This is a genomic window from Pseudomonas sp. SMN11 (assembly GCF_052041945.1).
Classification (GTDB): domain Bacteria; phylum Pseudomonadota; class Gammaproteobacteria; order Pseudomonadales; family Pseudomonadaceae; genus Aquipseudomonas.
The window spans coordinates 53,371-72,163 of the sequence record NZ_JBKGGW010000008.1 but is presented as its reverse complement, the minus strand read 5'-3'; the positions used below and the strand labels follow the sequence as shown (position 1 = coordinate 72,163).

The 18,793-nt window shown below is 61.7% G+C and carries 18 protein-coding genes; 13 read left to right on the top strand and 5 right to left on the bottom strand.

Annotated elements, in window-relative coordinates; genetic code table 11:
- Positions 1–52: 52 nt before the first annotated feature.
- A complete protein-coding gene (locus ACLEJU_RS10205; protein ID WP_027917705.1) occupies positions 53–1,723 on the bottom strand; it encodes a lactate permease LctP family transporter in 1,671 nt (556 codons plus the stop codon).
- A gap of 257 nt (positions 1,724–1,980) precedes the next feature.
- On the opposite strand from ACLEJU_RS10205, the gene ACLEJU_RS10200 reads away from it, so the two are divergent.
- On the top strand, positions 1,981–2,748 hold the full coding sequence (locus ACLEJU_RS10200) for an FCD domain-containing protein (protein WP_085677195.1): 768 nt from the start codon (positions 1,981–1,983) through the stop codon (positions 2,746–2,748).
- Positions 2,749–2,915: 167 nt separating this feature from the next.
- Here the strand turns inward: ACLEJU_RS10200 and smpB are convergent, their stop codons facing one another.
- Positions 2,916–3,398: an SsrA-binding protein SmpB gene (smpB, locus tag ACLEJU_RS10195; protein WP_435423109.1), complete on the bottom strand. Its 483-nt coding sequence runs from the start codon at positions 3,396–3,398 to the stop codon at positions 2,916–2,918.
- A gap of 163 nt (positions 3,399–3,561) precedes the next feature.
- Between smpB and ACLEJU_RS10190 the strand changes: the two genes are divergently transcribed.
- Both ACLEJU_RS10190 and ACLEJU_RS10185 read left to right on the top strand, forming a co-directional pair.
- Entirely contained in the window at positions 3,562–4,002 is a 441-nt protein-coding gene (locus ACLEJU_RS10190) for a type II toxin-antitoxin system RatA family toxin (RefSeq protein WP_110639672.1), read from the top strand.
- Entirely contained in the window at positions 3,989–4,279 is a 291-nt protein-coding gene (locus ACLEJU_RS10185; protein ID WP_435423108.1) for an RnfH family protein, read from the top strand. Before ACLEJU_RS10190 ends, ACLEJU_RS10185 begins: the two co-directional genes overlap by 14 nt.
- 61 nt (positions 4,280–4,340) lie before the next feature.
- Here ACLEJU_RS10185 and ACLEJU_RS10180 read toward each other — a convergent pair whose 3' ends face one another.
- Positions 4,341–4,874 carry an outer membrane protein assembly factor BamE gene (locus ACLEJU_RS10180; protein WP_103448896.1) on the bottom strand — a complete coding sequence of 178 codons (534 nt, stop codon included), beginning with the start codon at positions 4,872–4,874 and terminating at the stop codon, positions 4,341–4,343.
- A 97-nt stretch (positions 4,875–4,971) separates the two neighbouring features.
- Between ACLEJU_RS10180 and fur the strand changes: the two genes are divergently transcribed.
- The gene (gene fur, locus ACLEJU_RS10175) at positions 4,972–5,376 is read left to right on the top strand and encodes a ferric iron uptake transcriptional regulator (protein WP_046788147.1); all 405 of its coding nucleotides are present in this window, start codon (positions 4,972–4,974) and stop codon (positions 5,374–5,376) included.
- 74 nt (positions 5,377–5,450) lie between these two features.
- On the opposite strand, the gene recN is transcribed toward fur, so the two are convergent.
- Positions 5,451–7,124 carry a DNA repair protein RecN gene (gene recN, locus ACLEJU_RS10170; RefSeq protein ID WP_435423107.1) on the bottom strand — a complete coding sequence of 558 codons (1,674 nt, stop codon included), beginning with the start codon at positions 7,122–7,124 and terminating at the stop codon, positions 5,451–5,453.
- Between the two features lie 191 nt (positions 7,125–7,315).
- Here recN and grpE point away from each other — a divergent pair, with 191 nt between their 5' ends.
- From grpE to ACLEJU_RS10130, 8 genes are all read left to right on the top strand, one after another.
- Positions 7,316–7,870 (top strand): nucleotide exchange factor GrpE, encoded by a 555-nt coding sequence (gene grpE, locus ACLEJU_RS10165; protein WP_435423106.1) that lies wholly within the window; start codon positions 7,316–7,318, stop codon positions 7,868–7,870.
- Positions 7,871–7,972: 102 nt separating this feature from the next.
- Positions 7,973–9,898: a molecular chaperone DnaK gene (gene dnaK, locus ACLEJU_RS10160; RefSeq protein WP_435423105.1), complete on the top strand. Its 1,926-nt coding sequence runs from the start codon at positions 7,973–7,975 to the stop codon at positions 9,896–9,898.
- Positions 9,899–10,095: 197 nt separating this feature from the next.
- A complete protein-coding gene (gene dnaJ / locus ACLEJU_RS10155; RefSeq protein WP_435423104.1) occupies positions 10,096–11,214 on the top strand; it encodes a molecular chaperone DnaJ in 1,119 nt (372 codons plus the stop codon).
- Between the two features lie 14 nt (positions 11,215–11,228).
- On the top strand, positions 11,229–12,032 hold the full coding sequence (dapB, locus tag ACLEJU_RS10150) for a 4-hydroxy-tetrahydrodipicolinate reductase (protein WP_435423103.1): 804 nt from the start codon (positions 11,229–11,231) through the stop codon (positions 12,030–12,032).
- Between the two features lie 223 nt (positions 12,033–12,255).
- Complete coding sequence (carA, locus tag ACLEJU_RS10145; protein ID WP_435423102.1) at positions 12,256–13,392, top strand: glutamine-hydrolyzing carbamoyl-phosphate synthase small subunit; 1,137 nt, start codon at positions 12,256–12,258, stop codon at positions 13,390–13,392.
- A gap of 106 nt (positions 13,393–13,498) precedes the next feature.
- On the top strand, positions 13,499–16,720 hold the full coding sequence (gene carB / locus ACLEJU_RS10140) for a carbamoyl-phosphate synthase large subunit (protein WP_435423101.1): 3,222 nt from the start codon (positions 13,499–13,501) through the stop codon (positions 16,718–16,720).
- The gene (greA, locus tag ACLEJU_RS10135; protein ID WP_177326679.1) at positions 16,717–17,199 is read left to right on the top strand and encodes a transcription elongation factor GreA; all 483 of its coding nucleotides are present in this window, start codon (positions 16,717–16,719) and stop codon (positions 17,197–17,199) included. The genes carB and greA overlap by 4 nt, the downstream gene beginning before the upstream one ends.
- Positions 17,177–17,626 (top strand): MFS transporter, encoded by a 450-nt coding sequence (locus ACLEJU_RS10130; protein ID WP_079226471.1) that lies wholly within the window; start codon positions 17,177–17,179, stop codon positions 17,624–17,626. Before greA ends, ACLEJU_RS10130 begins: the two co-directional genes overlap by 23 nt.
- A gap of 12 nt (positions 17,627–17,638) precedes the next feature.
- Here the strand turns inward: ACLEJU_RS10130 and ACLEJU_RS10125 are convergent, their stop codons facing one another.
- Positions 17,639–17,947, bottom strand: a complete 309-nt coding sequence (locus ACLEJU_RS10125) for a YhbY family RNA-binding protein (RefSeq protein WP_085677204.1) — start codon at positions 17,945–17,947, stop codon at positions 17,639–17,641.
- A 102-nt stretch (positions 17,948–18,049) separates the two neighbouring features.
- On the opposite strand from ACLEJU_RS10125, the gene rlmE reads away from it, so the two are divergent.
- Positions 18,050–18,676, top strand: a complete 627-nt coding sequence (gene rlmE, locus ACLEJU_RS10120; RefSeq protein ID WP_054885642.1) for a 23S rRNA (uridine(2552)-2'-O)-methyltransferase RlmE — start codon at positions 18,050–18,052, stop codon at positions 18,674–18,676.
- Positions 18,677–18,793: the final 117 nt, after the last annotated feature.

Here is an 18,793-nt window from a genome sequence, read left to right as displayed (position 1 = left end):
GCGTGGGTTGAAGGAGATGCCGGGCGCGTGATGGCGCCCGGCCCCTTTCACTTTAGTGATGAACCAGCATGCCGGTCAGCCAATAGGCCTGGATCAGGGTGATCAGGCCGACGATGGTGGCGAAGAACAGGCTGTGCTTGACGGTGAAGCGGAACAGGTCGGATTCCTTGCCGACCAGGCCGGTGGCGGCGCAGGCCACGGCGATCGACTGTGGCGAGATCATCTTGCCGGTCACGCCGCCGCTGGTGTTGGCCGCCACCAGCAGGGTGTCGTTGACCCCGATCTGGTGCGCGGTGGTGGCCTGCAGCGAGCTGAACAGGGCGTTGGACGAGGTGTCGGAACCGGTCAGGAACACGCCCAGCCAGCCAAGGAACGGCGAGAAGAACGGGAACGCGGCGCCCGTGCCGGCCAGCACCAGGGCCATGGTCGAAGACATGCCCGAGTAGTTGGTGACGAAGGCGAAGGCCAGCACCATGCCGATCGACAGGATCGGCCAGCGCAGTTCCCAGAACGTTTCTTTGAAAGTGGTCAGACCAGTTTTGAAGTTGATCTTCAGCACCGCCATGGAGATCAGTGCCGAGAGGAAGATCGCGGTGCCGGTGGCGGAGATCGGGTCGAGCTTGAACACCGCTGGCATGGCAGTCGGCGCGGTGACGATCGGCGCGGTCTTGATCACCAGCTGGTCGAGGTGCGGGATGGCGAAGTTGAACACGAAGTTGTACATCGCGCCGCCCGGCGCGAAGGCTGCCTTGAACGGCTTCAGGGTCCAGATGGTGACCAGCACGGTGAGAATCAGGAACGGCGACCAGGCCTTGAAGATCTCGCCGAAGCTGTACGGGGTCGGCTGGCTGCCGCTTGGCTGTACCACGGCGGCGCCGACGCTGCCTTTGGCCTCGGCAAAGGAGCGCTTGGGCTGCCACACTTTCAGGAACAGCGTCAGGCAGATCAGGCTGGCCAGCGCCGAGGTGATGTCCGGCAGCTCAGGGCCGATGAAGTTCGAGGTGAAGTACTGGGTCACGGCGAAGCTCAGGCCGGCGACCAGGGCGGCAGGCCAGGTTTCTTTCACGCCGCGCAGGCCGTCCATCATGAACACCAGCCAGAACGGTACGAACAGCGACAGCAGTGGCAGCTGGCGGCCGGTCATGGCGCCGATGTGGAAGGCGTCGATGCCGGTGACCTGGCCGGCCACGATGATCGGGATGCCCAGGGCGCCGAAGGCCACCGGTGCGGTGTTGGCGATCAGGCACAGGCCGGCGGCGTACAGCGGGTTGAAGCCCAGGCCGACCAGCAGTGCGGCGGTGATGGCCACCGGGGCGCCGAAGCCGGCCGCACCTTCGAGGAAGGCGCCGAAGCAGAAGCCGATCAGCAATACCTGCAGGCGCTGGTCGTCGGTGATCGACAGCACCGAGCTGCGGATTACTTCGAACTGGCCGCTCTTGACCGTGAGTTTGTACAGGAACACCGCGGCAACGATGATCCAGGCAATCGGCCAGAGGCCGTAGAGGAAGCCATAACCTGCGGCGGCCAGGGCCATGTCGACAGGCATCTGGAAGGCGAAGATTGCCACCAGGATCGACAGGGCAAGGGTGATGCTGCCAGCCACGTGGCCTTTGAGGCGGAACACGGCCAGGGCCAGGAAGAAGAATACGATAGGGATGACCGCCGCCAGTGCGGACAGGCCGAGACTACCAAGCGGGGTATAGAGTTGTTGCCAGGTTTGCATATGGGGTGGCCCCTAATTGTTGTTGGTCAGGCACTGGCATTGGATAATTGGTAAGACCAATTTACAATGGCTGGTCGCTAGGTTAAAAGCGCTGTCGTGGGTGTGTCAATTTGTCCCGTGCAAAACTTTGGTCGCGGGTCGATGAACGGACAGCTGCTTGCTCGCGAAATCCGTCGGCTGATACGTGCTGGCGCGGCGCGGATCGGCGAGAATAGACGCCCCCCTGACATTAGCCGGGGGTTTGTGGAGAGCATGTGATGGTTTTTGATCAGGTCCGCCAACGGCGCCTGTCCGACGACATCGTCGATCGGTTGGAAGGAATGATTCTGGAAGGCACGCTGACCTCTGGGCAGCGGCTGCCGGCCGAGCGCGTCCTGGCCGAGCAGTTCGGTGTGTCGCGCCCTTCACTGCGTGAGGCGATCCAGAAGCTGGTGGCCAAGGGGCTGCTGGTGAGCCGCCAGGGTGGCGGCAATTACGTGGCTGAATCGCTCGGCTCGACCTTCAGCGACCCGCTGCTGCAGTTGCTCGAGCACAGTGCCGAAGCGCAGCGCGACTTGCTCGAGTTTCGCCATACCTTGGAGGCGTCATGCGCCTATTACGCGGCCCAGCGTGCCACCGAGCCTGATCGCGCGCGGCTGAAGGCGGCGTTCGATACCTTGCAGGATTGCTATGCACGCGCTGACGAGGTAACGCGGGCGGAGGAGGGCGCGGCCGATGCACGCTTCCACCTGGCGATTGCCGAGGCCAGCCATAACGCGGTGTTGCTGCATACCATTCGTGGCTTGTTCGACCTGCTCAAGCGCAACGTGGTGACCAACATCGGTGGCATGTATCAGCAACGCACGGAAACACGCGACATGCTGATCAGTCAGCACCGCGAGTTGTACCTGGCGATTGTCGAGGGTAGGGCGGAGGATGCGCGGGAGGTGTCCAGCCGGCACATTCTGTATGTGCAGGAAGTGCTGGAAGAGGCGCAGGATGAGGCCCAGCGAGTGGCGCGGGCGGAGCGGCGCAGCGGGCGTTGAAACGTGTTTGCCTGTAGTGCGCGCGGTTCCTGTAGGAGCGGCCTTGTGTCGCGAAAGGGCTGCGAAGCGGCCCCAGGATCTCAGCTTCGCAGCTTGATCTGCTGGGGCTGCTTTGCAGCCCTTTCGCGACACAAGGCCGCTCCTACAGTGGCCGCACAGGGCAGGAGTTACTCTTCCTTGCCCCTGTTCCGCACCGCACGCTGCAGCTCGCGGTTGGAGTCGCGTTCGCGCATGGTGTCGCGCTTGTCGAACTCCTTCTTGCCCTTGCCAAGCGCAATCTCGCACTTGATCAGGTGCTTGCTCCAGTACAGCGCCAACGCCACGCAGGTATAGCCTTTCTGCGCCACGGCGGCTTCCACGCGCTCAAGCTCGCGCTTGTTCAGCAGCAGCTTGCGGGTGCGCATGGGGTCGGCGATGACGTGGGTGCTGGCGGCGGTCAGCGGGGTGATGTGGCTGCCGAACAGCCAGGCTTCGCCATCCTTGAGCAGCACGTAGCTGTCGGTCAGGTGCGCCTTGCCGGCCCGCAGGCTTTTTACTTCCCAGCCGGACAGGACCAGCCCGGCCTCGAACTTGTGTTCGATGAAGTAATCGTGTCGCGCTTTTTTGTTTTGCGCGATGGTCCCGGTCGGATGTTTCTTTTGTTTAGCCATAGGGGCGGCATTATAGGCAAGTCATCGCGCGGTCGGCTACGGGATTTCGGTGTGCTTGAGCCACTGCAATGAATACCGGACAATACAAGGCCTGTTCTATGCACAGAACCTGTTTTCGGCACGCTGCGAAGCGCCGCCACCCAGCCTTGGAAGTGACGCCTGGATGACTACCCATATTCAACGTTCCGCCCTGCTGCCGTACCCTGCCCAGGCGCTCTACGATCTGGTCAATGATGTGGCCAGCTACCCTGAATTCCTGCCCTGGTGCTCGGCGTCGACAGTGATCGAGGCCAGCGACACGCACATGCGGGCGAAGCTGGAAGTGGCCAAGGGCGGCATGAGCCAGCAGTTCGTCACCAGTAATGTGCTGGTGCCGGGGCAGTCCATCGAGATGAACCTGGAAGAGGGGCCGTTCACGCAGCTGCATGGCCTTTGGGTGTTCAAGCCGCTCGGTGAAAAGGCCTGCAAGATCAGCCTGGACCTGACCTTCGACTACGCTGGCGCAATTGTGCGTGCCACGCTAGGGCCGCTGTTCAACCAGGCGGCCAATACCCTGGTGGATGCGTTCTGCCAGCGTGCCAAGCAGCTCAATGGTCAAGGTTGAAGTGGCCTACGCCACGGCCGAGCACCAGTGGCTGTTGGTCTGTGACGTGCCGGATGGGGCGACTGTGCGTGAAGCATTGCGCCTGTCCGGGATTGCCGCGCAGGTCGGCGGGCTGAATGTCGAGGAATGCCCGGTGGGCATTTTTGGCAAGGTGGTCGCGGATGCGCACGAGCGCGGGGTCGAGGAGGGGGACCGCCTGGAGATCTACCGGCCTCTGCTGATCGACCCCATCGAGGCGCGCAGGCAGCGTGCCGCACAGGCCAAGGCCAAGCGCTAGCTGCTCTGGCAGGCAATAAAAAGCCCGGACCATGGTCCGGGCTTTTTCATCTGGCCGGCAATTACTGCGGCGAGGTTTCCAGCGGTGCCGGTGTCGGCACTGGGGTGGTCTCGATGGTATCGATCTCGCGCTGGATGGATTCTTCCGTCGAGCCTGGCTTGGCTGGCTTCTCTTCCGGCTGCGGCTTGGCCTGCTCTGGCTGGGTGGCGGGGCTTACCGTGGTGTTGCTGCTGCCACCGAGGATTTCCTGGTCGCGGCTTACACCTGGCATGAAGTCGCCAGACAGGCTGACCAGTTGGTCGCTGTCGTTGAAGAAGATACTCATGCGTTCCTGCTGGCGTTTGCCGCCACCAGGTTGCAGGCTGTACAGGTAATCCCAACGGTTGGTGTTGAAAGTGTCCTGCAGCAACGGGTTGCCCATGATAAACCTTACTTGCCGACGGGTCATTCCGGGGCGTAATTGGTCTATCATGTCTTGCGTGACGACATTGCCCTGCTGGATGTCGATTTTGTAAACCCCGGGAAACGAGCAACCGGCGAGTGCGAGCAGTCCCGCGAGGGCGAGGCTGTTTAGCAAGAGCTTGGTGTTTTGCATCGGTGGGCGACTTCCACTATCTTGGCTGGACAACGTAAACCCCGATCATACCCGTATTAAGAGAAGCTGCGAAGCAGCATCGGCGAGAAAGCTGACCATGGTTGAAAATAGCGAATTGCGCAAAGCCGGTCTCAAGGTGACCCTGCCTCGAGTCAAGATCCTTCAGATGCTCGACTCCACCGAGCAACGTCACATGAGCGCCGAGGATGTTTACAAGGCGCTGATGGAGGCTGGCGAGGACGTCGGTCTGGCAACCGTCTATCGCGTACTGACCCAGTTCGAAGCAGCTGGCTTGGTGGTGCGCCATAACTTCGACGGTGGCCACGCGGTGTTCGAGCTGGCTGACGGCGGTCACCACGACCATATGGTCAACGTGGATACCAGCGAAGTCATCGAGTTCATGGATGCTGAAATCGAGCGCCGCCAGAAAGAGATCGTGGCCGAGCATGGCTACGAGCTTGTGGACCACAATCTGGTCCTCTATGTGCGTAAGAAAAAGTAACGATTTAGCTCGTTATGAATGACAAAGGCGACCTTCGGGTCGCCTTTGTGCTTTCTGGGAGGCTGAAGGTGCTCTCAAGCCTTGCCGGAAACCACCATCTTGCGCGCATGGGCCAGGGACTCCTTGGTCAGGTCGATGCCGCCGAGCATCCGCGCCACTTCCTCGACCCGCTCGCGCTTGCCCAGATTGGCTACTGCGGTGTGGGTGGTATCGCTGTTGCGCACCTTGTGCACGAAGAGGTGATGGTGCCCTTGCGCCGCCACCTGGGGCAGGTGCGTCACGGTCAGGACCTGGCCGCGCTCGCCCAGGCGGCGCAGCAACTGGCCGACGATTTCGGCCGTAGGGCCGCCAATGCCGACGTCGACTTCGTCGAACACCAGGGTTGGTATGCGCGAGGTCTGCGCCGTGATCACCTGGATTGCCAGGCTGATGCGTGACAGCTCGCCCCCGGACGCTACCTTGGCCAAGCCCTTGAGTGGTTGCCCGGGGTTGGCACTGACCAGCAGTTCGATCTGTTCCAGGCCGTGCGGCGACAGGTCGTTGCCTTCGTTGGGGGTGAGTTCGATGCAGAACCGGCCGCCCGGCATGCCCAGGCGCTGAATCTCCTGCTCCACGGCGACAGCCAGCTGTTTGGCTGCCTGCTGGCGCAGGGCGCTCAGCTCCAGTGCCTTCACTTTATAGTGCTGGGCAAAGGCGCCAAGCTCCTCGCCCAGGCGTTCGATCGACTCGTCACTGGCGTTCAGGCCTTCGAGTTCGTCCATCAGCTGCTGCTGCAGGTGCGGCAGCTCGGTGGGATGCACGCGGTGCTTGCGCGCCAGGGTGTAGATCGTGTCGAGGCGCTCTTCCAGGGCTTGCAGGCGCATGGGGTCGGCATCGAAGTTGTCGAGGAAGCGGTTGAGCTCGCCCATCGCTTCTTCTACCTGAATTTGTGCGCTGGCGATCATGTTCGCGGCTTCGCCCAGTGCGCGCGGGGCGTTTGCTGCAGCGCCGAGGCGATTGAGGCTGGAGGTGAGGGCGCTGAGCACGTTGCCCGAATCGCTTTCGCTGCACTGGTCGATGACCTGCCGGCAGATGCCGAACAGGGCTTCGGCATTGGTCAGGTTCTTGTGTTCCTGCTCCAGCTGCTCCAGTTCGTTTTCGCCCAGGCCGAGGTTGTCGAGCTCTTCAAGCTGGTAACTGAGCAGCTGATGGCGGGCACGTTGCTCGTCCCCGGAATTGCTCAGCCGTTCCAGCTCCAGGCGGGTCTGGTTCCAGCGCTTGGCGGCAAGCTGTACCTGGCGGGCCAGGTCGATGGCGCCGGCGTATTCGTCCACCAGGCGGCGGTGGGTGTCGGTCTTCAGCAACGACTGGTGTTCATGCTGGCTGTGGATGTCGATCAGCAGCTCGCCAAGCGCCTTGAGGTCGCCGAGAGGGCAGGGTGTGCCGTTGATGTAGCCACGGCTGCGGCCTTCGGCGGTGATGACCCGGCGCAGGATGCACAGGCCGTCGTTGTCCAGGTCGCGCTCGGCCAGCCAGGCATGGGCTTCGGGGATGTCCACCAGGTCGAACGTGGCCAGGATGTCCGCCTTGTCGGTGCCGGGGCGCACCGCGCCGCTGTCGGCACGGTCGCCCAGGGCCAGGCCGAGGGCGTCGAGCATGATCGATTTGCCCGCACCGGTCTCGCCGGTGATGACCGACATGCCGCGGGCGATTTCGAGGTCGAGGTGTTCGACGATGGCGTAGTTGTGGATGGACAGGTGCACCAGCATGGGGGCGGCTCCCGAAGTTCAGGTCTGGTTATTTATACAGTACTTTTTTCAGCCCTGCCAATGCCCTCTGGCGGATTCTGTTGCGGCCTGCAAAACCCACTTGCCCCTTGAAGCTGGTTTTTCCGGCCCCATATAGCCGGCAGACACGGCGAGCTTTGCTCGTACAACAGAAATTGCGGAGGAGAGAACCCATGGCTGACGAACAGCTGAATGAAAAAGACCTTAACGCCGAAGAGGCTGGTGCAGTGGATAACGGCGCCCGCGTTCAGGAGCTCGAGGAGCAGCTGGCCGCAGCCAAGGATCAGTCCCTGCGTGTTGCTGCCGAAGCGCAGAACAGCATTCGCCGCGCCGAACAGGAAGTCGACAAGGCCCGCAAGTTCGCCCTCGAGAAGTTCGCTGGCGACCTGCTGCCGGTGATCGACAGCCTGGAGCTGGCCCTGGCGCACTCCAGTGCCGAAGACGAACAGGTCAAAACCATTCGTGATGGCGTCGAGCTGACCCTGAAAATGTTCCAGGACACCCTCAAGCGCTACAACCTCGAAGCCATCGAGCCGCACGGCCAGCCGTTCAACCCTGAGCACCACCAGGCCATGGCCATGCAGGAAAACGCCGACGTCGAGCCGAACAGCGTGCTCAACGTGTTCCAGAAGGGTTACCTGCTCAACGGTCGCCTGCTGCGCCCCGCCATGGTGGTGGTGAGCAAGGCGCCGGCCGCAGCGCAACCTTCTATCGATGAGAAGGCTTGAAATCTGTCGGGGCATCCCCATTTAGGTGTCAAGCGTTCAAGTATTACCGCAGTTGGCCAGAAGTAGCCGCTGCCGCCAAATTCAAGTTTCGGGAGAGTTAACATGGGCAAAATCATCGGTATCGACCTGGGGACCACCAACTCGTGCGTCTCCATTCTGGAAAACGGTAACGTCAAGGTCATCGAAAACGCCGAAGGCGCGCGTACTACCCCTTCGATCGTGGCCTATGCCAACGACGGCGAAATCCTGGTAGGTCAGTCGGCCAAGCGTCAGGCTGTCACCAACCCGCACAACACCCTGTTCGCCGTGAAGCGCCTGATCGGCCGCCGCTTCGATGAAGACGTCGTACAGAAAGACATCAAGCTGGTGCCGTACAAGATCGTCAAGGGCGGCAACGGTGACGCCTGGGTGCAGGCCAGCGGCAAGGACATGGCTCCCCCGCAGATCAGCGCCGAAGTGCTGAAGAAAATGAAGAAGACCGCCGAAGACTACCTCGGCGAGGCCGTGACCGAAGCGGTCATCACCGTTCCGGCGTACTTCAACGACAGCCAGCGTCAGGCCACCAAGGATGCCGGTCGCATCGCCGGTCTGGACGTCAAGCGCATCATCAACGAACCGACCGCTGCTGCACTGGCGTACGGCATGGACAAGGCCAAGGGCGACCACACTGTCATCGTTTATGACCTGGGTGGTGGTACCTTCGACGTTTCGGTCATCGAAATCGCCGAAGTCGACGGTGAGCATCAGTTCGAAGTGCTGGCTACCAACGGCGACACCTTCCTGGGTGGCGAAGACTTCGACATGCGCCTGATCGACTACCTCGTGGACGAGTTCAAGAAAGAGTCCGGTATGGACCTGAAGAACGATCCACTGGCCCTGCAGCGTCTGAAAGAAGCTGCTGAAAAGGCCAAGATCGAGCTGTCTTCGGCGCAGTCGACCGACGTCAACCTGCCGTACATCACTGCAGACGCTACCGGGCCGAAGCACCTGAACGTGAAGATCTCCCGCGCCAAGCTGGAGTCGCTGGTAGAAGACCTGGTCAACCGTACCATCGAGCCTTGCCGCATCGCCCTGAAAGACGCCGGCATCGACGTCAGCAAGATCGACGACGTGATCCTGGTCGGTGGCCAGACCCGTATGCCGATGGTGCAGAAGGCCGTTGCCGACTTCTTCGGTAAAGAAGCGCGCAAGGACGTCAACCCGGACGAAGCCGTGGCCATGGGTGCTGCCATCCAGGGCGCCGTGCTGGCCGGTGACGTGAAAGACGTGCTGCTGCTGGACGTCAGCCCGCTGACCCTGGGTATCGAAACCATGGGTGGCGTGATGACTGCGCTGATCGAGAAGAACACCACCATCCCGACCAAGAAGTCGCAGGTGTTCTCGACTGCCGACGACAACCAAGGCGCTGTGACCATTCACGTGCTGCAGGGCGAGCGTAAGCAGGCTGCGCAGAACAAGTCGCTGGGCAAGTTCGACCTGGCTGACATTCCGCCAGCGCCACGTGGCGTGCCGCAAATTGAAGTGACCTTCGACATCGACGCCAACGGCATCCTGCATGTCGGCGCCAAAGACAAGGCCACCGGCAAGGCTCAGTCGATCGTGATCAAGGCCAACTCCGGCCTGTCCGACGAAGAAATCGAGCGCATGGTGCGTGACGCCGAGGCCAACGCCGAGGAAGACCGCAAGTTCGAAGAGCTGGCCGCTGCCCGTAACCAGGGTGACGCGCTGGTGCACTCGACTCGCAAGATGGTCGTTGACGCCGGTGACAAGGTCACTGCTGAAGAGAAGACTGCGATCGAAGCCGCCGTGGTTGCCCTGGAAGCCGCTGTCAAAGGCGACGACAAGGCTGCCATCGACGCCAAGGTCGAAGAGCTGTCCAAGGTTTCGGCTCCGGTTGCTCAGAAGATGTACGCCGAGCAGCAAGCCGAACAGCCTCAGGGTGGTGCTCAGCAAGCCGAGCCGGAAGCCAAGCACGATGACGTGGTTGACGCCGAGTTCGAAGAAGTGAAAGGCGACGACAAGAAGTAATCGTTGCATGCTGTCGACCCGTTCACCGGCTTGTGCCGGTGAACTGGTAGGATGTCGCCGCGCGGGGGCTTGCTCCCGCGTTGGCGTATCTGGAATTCGAGATTTTTTACAGCATTTGTCTGGGCCATTCGTGGTGTGCAGGCAGGTGCTGATGGCGCGGCGCAGATGCCGGACGCCCCACAAGGTGCAAATGACCTATGTCCAAGCGTGATTATTATGAGGTCCTGGGTGTCGAGCGCGGCGCCACTGAAGCTGACCTCAAGAAGGCCTACCGCCGCCTGGCGATGAAGTACCACCCGGACCGCAACCCGGGCGATAAAGAGTCGGAAGACAAGTTCAAGGAAGCCAACGAGGCCTACGAAGTACTGTCCGATGCCAGCAAGCGCGCGGCGTTCGACCAGTACGGCCATGCCGGCGTCGACCCGAGCATGGGTGGTGGCGGTGCCGGCTTCGGCGGCGCCAACTTCTCCGATATCTTCGGCGACGTTTTCAGCGACTTCTTCGGTGGCGGTCGCGGTGGCGGACGTGGCGGTGCCCAGCGTGGCAGTGACCTGCGCTACACCCTGGAGCTGAACCTGGAAGAAGCGGTGCGCGGCACCACGGTCAGCATCCGCGTGCCAACGCTGGTCAACTGCAAGCCATGTGACGGCTCCGGCGCCAAGAAGGGCTCGACCCCGTCGACCTGCCCGACCTGCGGCGGCATCGGCCAGGTGCGCATGCAGCAGGGGTTCTTCTCGGTGCAGCAGACCTGCCCGCGCTGCCACGGCCAGGGCAAGATCATCACCGACCCATGTACCTCTTGCCATGGCGAAGGCCGTGTCGAGGAATACAAGACCCTGTCGGTCAAGGTGCCGGCGGGCGTCGATACCGGCGACCGCATTCGCCTGTCCGGCGAGGGCGAGGCGGGCACCCATGGTGGTCCGACCGGCGATCTGTACGTTGTGATCAACGTGCGCGAGCACGAGATCTTCCAGCGTGACGGCAAGCACCTGTATTGCGAAGTGCCGATCAGCTACACCGATGCTGCCCTGGGTGGCGAGCTGGAAGTGCCGACCCTCGATGGTCGCGTGAAGCTGAAAATTCCGGAAGGCACCCAGACCGGCAAGCAGTTCCGCTTGCGTGGCAAGGGCGTTGCCCCGGTGCGCGGTGGTGGTGCCGGTGACCTGCTGTGCCGCGTGGCGGTCGAGACCCCGGTCAACCTGACCCGTCGCCAGCGTGAACTGCTCGAAGAGCTGCGCAGCTCGCTGGAGGGCGACAACTCGCCCAAGGCCAGTGGCTGGTTCGATGGCGTGAAGCGCTTCTTCGGCGATCTCTGACAAGGAATATGGCTATGCGACGTATTGCAGTGATGGGCGCAGCGGGGCGGATGGGCAAGACCCTCATCGAAGCCGTTCAGCAAACCCCGGGTGCGGGGCTGACGGCGGCGATCGATCGTCCGGACAGCTCGCTGGTGGGGGCAGATGCGGGGGAACTGGCAGCGCTGGGCCGGATCGGCGTGCTGCTGTCCGATGACCTGGCCAAGGTTGCCGACGAATTCGACGTGCTGATCGATTTCACTCACCCTTCGGTGACGCTGAAGAACCTGGCGTTCTGCCGCAAGCACGGCAAGGCGATGATCATCGGTACCACCGGTTTCACTGTCGAGGAAAAGCAATTGCTCGTCGAGGCGGGCAAGGACATCCCGATCGTGTTCGCTGCCAACTTCAGTGTTGGTGTCAATCTCAGCCTCAAACTGCTGGACATGGCTGCGCGGGTATTGGGTGATGATGTCGACATCGAGATCATCGAGGCGCACCACCGCCACAAGGTCGATGCACCGTCGGGTACCGCGCTGCGCATGGGTGAAGTGGTTGCCAATGCGCTGGGGCGCGATCTGCAGGAAGTGGCGGTGTATGGCCGTGAAGGCCAGACCGGCGCGCGTGATCGCAAGACCATCGGCTTCGCCACCGTGCGCGCCGGCGATGTGGTCGGTGACCATACCGTGCTGTTCGCTGCTGAAGGTGAGCGCCTGGAAATCACCCACAAGGCTTCCAGTCGCATGACCTTCGCCAAGGGCGCGGTGCGTGCGGCGCTGTGGCTGGACGGGCGCGAGCCAGGCCTGTACGACATGCAGGACGTGCTCGAGCTGCGCTGATCAGTTCGGCTCGCTGCGCCCTCTGTCGCAATCATGTGTTTTAGAGACACATATGCGGTAGACCGAAAACGCACTTTTCTGTAAGCTACAGCTTTAGTGTGTCCACTAAAAGCGCGCAGCGAATTGAATTCAGCACATAAAAGCGGGGTGACGTGTCCATACGTCACTCCGCTTTTTTGCAACCTGCGATCGCCCTTTCATGCTTGATTTACGGGAGGTCTTCTTGACAAAGCCAGCCATACTCGCCCTTGCCGACGGCAGTATTTTCCGCGGTGAAGCCATCGGTGCCGACGGTCAGACCGTTGGTGAGGTGGTATTCAACACCGCTATGACCGGCTACCAGGAAATCCTTACAGACCCTTCCTACGCGCAGCAAATCGTTACCCTGACTTACCCGCACATCGGCAACACCGGCACCACGCCGGAAGACGCCGAGTCGAACCGTGTCTGGTCCGCTGGCCTGGTCATCCGTGACCTGCCGCTGCTGGCCAGCAACTGGCGTAACACCCAGTCGCTGCCTGAGTACCTCAAGGCCAACAACGTCGTTGCCATCGCCGGCATCGACACCCGTCGCCTGACTCGTATCCTGCGCGAAAAAGGCGCTCAGAACGGCTGCATCCTGGCTGGTGACAACATCAGCGAAGAAGCCGCCATCGCTGCTGCCCGCGGCTTCCCGGGCTTGAAGGGCATGGACCTGGCCAAGGTCGTTTCCACCAATGAACGCTACGAGTGGCGCTCCAGCGTGTGGGAACTGAAAACCGACAGCCACCCGACCATCGACGCTGCCGACCTGCCATACCACGTGGTCGCCTTCGACTACGGCGTCAAGCTGAACATCCTGCGCATGCTGGTTGCTCGCGGCTGCCGCGTGACCGTGGTGCCTGCCCAGACCCCGGCCAGCGAAGTGCTGGCACTGAATCCGGACGGCGTGTTCCTGTCCAACGGCCCTGGTGATCCGGAGCCTTGCGACTACGCGATCCAGGCGATCAAGGAAATCCTCGAGACCGAGATTCCGGTATTTGGCATCTGCCTCGGCCACCAGCTGCTGGCCCTGGCCTCCGGCGCCAAGACCGTGAAGATGGGCCACGGTCACCACGGTGCCAACCACCCGGTTCAGGACCTGGATACCGGCGTGGTCATGATCACCAGCCAGAACCACGGTTTCGCCGTTGACGAAACCACCCTGCCGGGCAACGTCCGCGCCATCCACAAGTCGCTGTTCGACGGCACCCTGCAGGGTATCGAGCGCACCGACAAGAGCGCGTTCAGCTTCCAGGGCCACCCTGAAGCGAGCCCAGGCCCGACCGACGTCGCGCCACTGTTCGATCGTTTCACCGATGCCATGGCCAAGCGCCGCTGAGCATCCTGCATCAAGGCCCCGGGCCGGCTCGCGCCGCGCCCGGAAGCGCCTGACCCAGATTGTTCAAGACGGCTTGCCGACTGACCCGCGGATTTGAGTGACAACCATGCCAAAACGTACAGACATCAAAAGCATCCTGATTCTCGGCGCTGGCCCGATCGTGATCGGCCAGGCCTGCGAATTCGACTATTCCGGCGCCCAGGCCTGTAAAGCCCTGCGCGAGGAAGGTTTCCGCGTCATCCTGGTAAACTCCAACCCAGCCACCATCATGACCGACCCGGCCATGGCCGACGCCACCTACATCGAGCCGATCAAGTGGCAGTCGGTGGCCAAGATCATCGAGAAAGAGCGCCCGGACGCAGTGCTGCCGACCATGGGTGGCCAGACTGCTCTGAACTGCGCCCTGGACCTGGAGCGCCACGGCGTTCTGGAGAAGTTCGGCGTAGAGATGATCGGTGCCAACGCCGACACCATCGACAAGGCCGAAGACCGTTCGCGCTTCGACAAGGCCATGAAGGACATCGGCCTGGAGTGCCCGCGCTCCGGTATCGCCCACAGCATGGAAGAGGCCAATGCGGTCCTCGAGAAGCTTGGCTTCCCGTGCATCATCCGTCCGTCGTTCACCATGGGCGGCACTGGCGGCGGTATCGCCTACAACCGTGAAGAATTCGAAGAAATCTGCACCCGTGGTCTGGACCTGTCGCCGACCAAGGAACTGCTGATCGACGAATCGCTGATCGGTTGGAAGGAATACGAGATGGAGGTGGTCCGCGACAAGAAGGACAACTGCATCATCGTCTGCTCCATCGAGAACTTCGACCCGATGGGCGTGCACACCGGTGACTCGATCACCGTGGCTCCGGCACAGACCCTGACCGACAAGGAATACCAGATCATGCGCAACGCCTCGCTGGCGGTGCTGCGTGAAATCGGTGTCGAAACCGGCGGTTCCAACGTGCAGTTCGGTATCTGCCCAAACACTGGCCGCATGGTCGTGATCGAGATGAACCCGCGTGTTTCGCGTTCGTCCGCCCTGGCGTCCAAGGCCACCGGCTTCCCGATCGCCAAGATCGCCGCCAAGCTGGCCATTGGTTACACCCTCGACGAGCTGCAGAACGACATCACCGGCGGTCGCACCCCGGCGTCCTTCGAGCCGTCGATCGACTACGTCGTGACCAAGCTGCCACGCTTCGCCTTCGAGAAATTCCCGAAAGCCGACGCCCGCCTGACCACCCAGATGAAATCCGTGGGTGAAGTCATGGCCATCGGCCGTACCTTCCAGGAGTCCCTGCAGAAAGCCCTGCGCGGCCTGGAAGTCGGTGCCTGCGGCCTCGACCCGAAAGTCGACCTGGCCAGCCCGGAAGCTGCCAGCATCCTCAAGCGCGAGCTGACCGTGCCGGGTGCCGAGCGTATCTGGTATGTCGCCGACGCCATGCGTTCGGGCATGACCTGTGAAGAAATCTTCGCGCTGACCGGCATCGACATGTGGTTCCTGGTTCAGATGGAAGACCTGATCAAGGAAGAAGAGAAGGTCAAGACCTTGGCCCTGTCGGCGATCGACAAGGACTACATGCTGCGCCTCAAGCGCAAGGGCTTCTCGGACCAGCGCCTGGCCAAGCTGCTCGGTATCACCGACAAGAACCTGCGCCGTCACCGCCACAAGCTGGAAGTGTTCCCGGTGTACAAGCGCGTCGACACCTGCGCCGCAGAGTTCGCCACCGACACCGCCTACCTGTACTCGACCTATGAGGAAGAGTGCGAGGCCAACCCGTCGACCCGCGACAAGATCATGATCCTGGGTGGCGGCCCGAACCGTATCGGCCAAGGTATCGAGTTCGACTACTGCTGCGTACACGCCGCACTGGCGCTGCGTGAAGACGGTTACGAGACCATCATGGTCAACTGCAACCCGGAAACCGTCTCCACCGACTACGACACCTCCGACCGCCTGTACTTCGAGCCGCTGACCCTGGAAGACGTGCTGGAAGTCTGCCGCGTCGAGAAGCCGAAGGGCGTCATCGTTCACTACGGCGGCCAGACCCCGCTGAAACTGGCTCGCGCCCTGGAAGAGGCCGGCGTACCGATCATCGGTACCAGCCCGGACGCCATTGACCGTGCCGAAGACCGTGAGCGCTTCCAGCAGATGGTTCAGCGCCTGAACCTGCTGCAGCCGCCAAACGCTACCGTGCGCAGCGAAGAAGAAGCCATCCGCGCTGCTGGCAGCATCGGTTACCCGCTGGTCGTGCGCCCATCCTACGTACTGGGTGGCCGTGCCATGGAGATCGTCTACGAGCTGGACGAGCTCAAGCGCTACCTGCGTGAAGCCGTACAAGTTTCCAACGACAGCCCGGTACTGCTCGACCACTTCCTCAACTGCGCCATCGAGATGGACGTGGATGCGGTTTGCGACGGCACCGACGTGGTGATCGGCGCGATCATGCAGCACATCGAGCAGGCCGGCGTTCACTCCGGTGACTCCGCGTGCTCGCTGCCACCGTACTCGCTGAGCCAGGAAGTGCAGGACGAAGTCCGCGTACAGGTCAAGAAAATGGCCCTGGAGCTGGGCGTTGTCGGGCTGATGAACGTGCAGCTGGCCCTGCAGGGCGACAAGATCTACGTGATCGAAGTCAACCCGCGCGCTTCGCGTACCGTGCCGTTCGTGTCCAAGTGCATCGGCACCTCCCTGGCCATGATTGCTGCCCGCGTCATGGCTGGTAAAACCCTGAAAGAGCTGGGCTTCACTCAGGAAATCATTCCGAACTTCTACAGCGTCAAGGAAGCCGTCTTCCCGTTCGCCAAGTTCCCAGGGGTTGACCCGATCCTCGGCCCTGAGATGAAATCGACCGGTGAAGTCATGGGCGTCGGTGACAGCTTCGGTGAAGCGTTCGCCAAGGCCCAGATGGGTGCCAGCGAAGTGCTGCCGACCGGCGGTACAGCGTTCATCAGCGTGCGTGACGACGACAAGCCGCAAGTGGCTGGCGTTGCCCGCGACCTGATCGCCCTGGGCTTCGAAGTGGTTGCAACGGCGGGTACTGCCAAGGTCATCGAAGCGGCTGGCCTGAAAGTGCGCCGTGTGAACAAAGTGACCGAAGGTCGTCCGCACGTGGTCGACATGATCAAGAACGACGAAGTGTCGCTGATCATCAACACCACCGAAGGCCGCCAGTCGATCGCCGATTCCTACTCGATTCGTCGCAATGCGCTGCAGCACAAGATCTACTGCACCACTACCATTGCGGCTGGTGAAGCCATCTGCGAGGCGCTGAAATTCGGTCCCGAGAAGACTGTTCGTCGCCTGCAGGATCTGCATGCAGGACTCAAAGCATGAGCATGACCAAGTACCCGATGACCGTCCAGGGCGCTCGCGCCCTGGAAGAGGAGCTGACCTTCCTGAGCAAGACCGAGCGCCCGCGCCTGAGCCAAGCCATTGGCGAAGCGCGTGAGCTGGGCGACCTCAAGGAAAACGCCGAATACCATGCCGCTCGTGAAGAGCAGGGCATGGTCGAAGCGCGCATCCGCGATATCGAAGGCCGTCTGCAGAACTCGGTGGTGATCGACGTGACCACCATCGCCCATACAGGCAAGGTGATTTTCGGCACCACCGTGGTGCTGGCGAACACCGAGACCGATGACGAGGTGACCTACCAGATCGTCGGTGAAGATGAAGCTGACGTGAAACAAGGCAAGCTTTCGAGCAGCGCACCGATCGCCCGTGCCATCATTGGCAAGGAAGAAGGTGACACCGTGGTGGTCAAGACACCAAGCGGTACGGTCGAGTACGAGATTGTCGAAGTCAAACACATCTGACCGGCGCCTGCGGGCGCCATCCCTCGAGGGGATCCTCTGGCAGCTGGCCCAGGTTTTCTGGGTCGGTGGCCTGTGGGTGTTCCATGTGGGGCTGGTGCCGGCGCTGAAAGTCAGTGGCCTGGCACCCTTGCTGGTGCAGGACGTCGCCGGGCAGATCGACCGCTGGTTGATCGGCGTGGCCTTGCTCGGCTTGTTGACCCAGCTGGCGGTGCTGGCAAGGGTAGACGGCCTGGCGGCCTGGTGGCGGCAGTTTCGCGGCCAGATGCTGTTATTGGGCTTTGCGGCCTGCGTGGGGTACTACACCTTGCGCTACGGCATCTCGGTCGGCGAGCGCTGGCAGATGTTCTGTTTTCTTGTGTTGGGCTTCTCCGGCATCGTGCTGGTGGCCCAACCGGTCCCGGTCAGGGCGCGCCAGGCGCGCCACTGAGCGGAGCCACCGTTACTTGTAACGGTGGATGTTGGACAGCTGCTTGTTCGGCTGCGGATTCTTGCGATAGATCAGTGCCTTCTTGCCGATGGTCTGTACCAGCTCGGCACGGCCGACCTTGCACAGTTCGGCAATGGCGGCGGCGCGCTCTTCGCGATCTTCCGAGCGAATTTCGACCTTGATCAGTTCGTGATCGGCCAGCGCACGCTCCAGTTCGGCGATCACGCCTTCGTTCAAACCGTTGCCAGCAACGATCAGGACCGGCTTCAGGTCATGACCAATGGACTTGTATTGCTTCTTCTGCTCGTTATTGAGCGGCATAATCTGACCCTTTCCGTCTGATTCTGTAAAATTGACCGGCATTTTACCCGAGGGCCACCGGCTCCGCCCAGTCAATCACGACGCATATCATCGAGGTGCCCCGTGGTACAACGTTCCAAAAGCAGCGCAAACTGGCTGCGAGAGCATTTCAACGATCCTTTTGTGAAACAGGCACAGAAGGATGGCTACCGCTCGCGTGCGAGCTACAAACTGCTGGAGATCCAGGAAAAAGACCGCCTGATCCGTCCCGGCATGAGCGTGATCGACCTCGGCGCGGCCCCAGGAGGCTGGTCGCAGGTGACCAGTCGTCTGATTGGTGGGCAGGGTCGTCTGATCGCTTCCGATATCCTGGAAATGGACTCGATCCCTGACGTGACCTTCATTCAGGGTGACTTCACCCAGGACGAAGTGCTGCAGCAGATCCTTCAGGCTGTCGGTGATTCGCATGTAGACCTTGTGATTTCCGACATGGCCCCCAATATGAGTGGTACGCCTGCGGTGGATATGCCGCGAGCCATGTTCCTCTGCGAGCTGGCCCTGGATCTGGCGACCCGCGTGCTCAAGCCGGGCGGGGACTTCCTGATCAAGATCTTCCAGGGCGAAGGTTTCGACATGTACCTCAAGGACGTGCGCAGCAAGTTCGACAAGGTGCAGATGCGCAAGCCGTCATCTTCGCGGGACCGTTCCCGTGAGCAGTATCTGCTGGGTAGGGGTTTCAAAGGGGCGTGAGGCGTGTTGCGGGGTGGCTGATAGTTATTTCCAATCGGCCGCCCCGTCTGGATCGTCCGAACTTCGTGTAGTCTAGGTTTCACAAAGGGTTACAGACGGTGCCTGCGGATGCGTAGG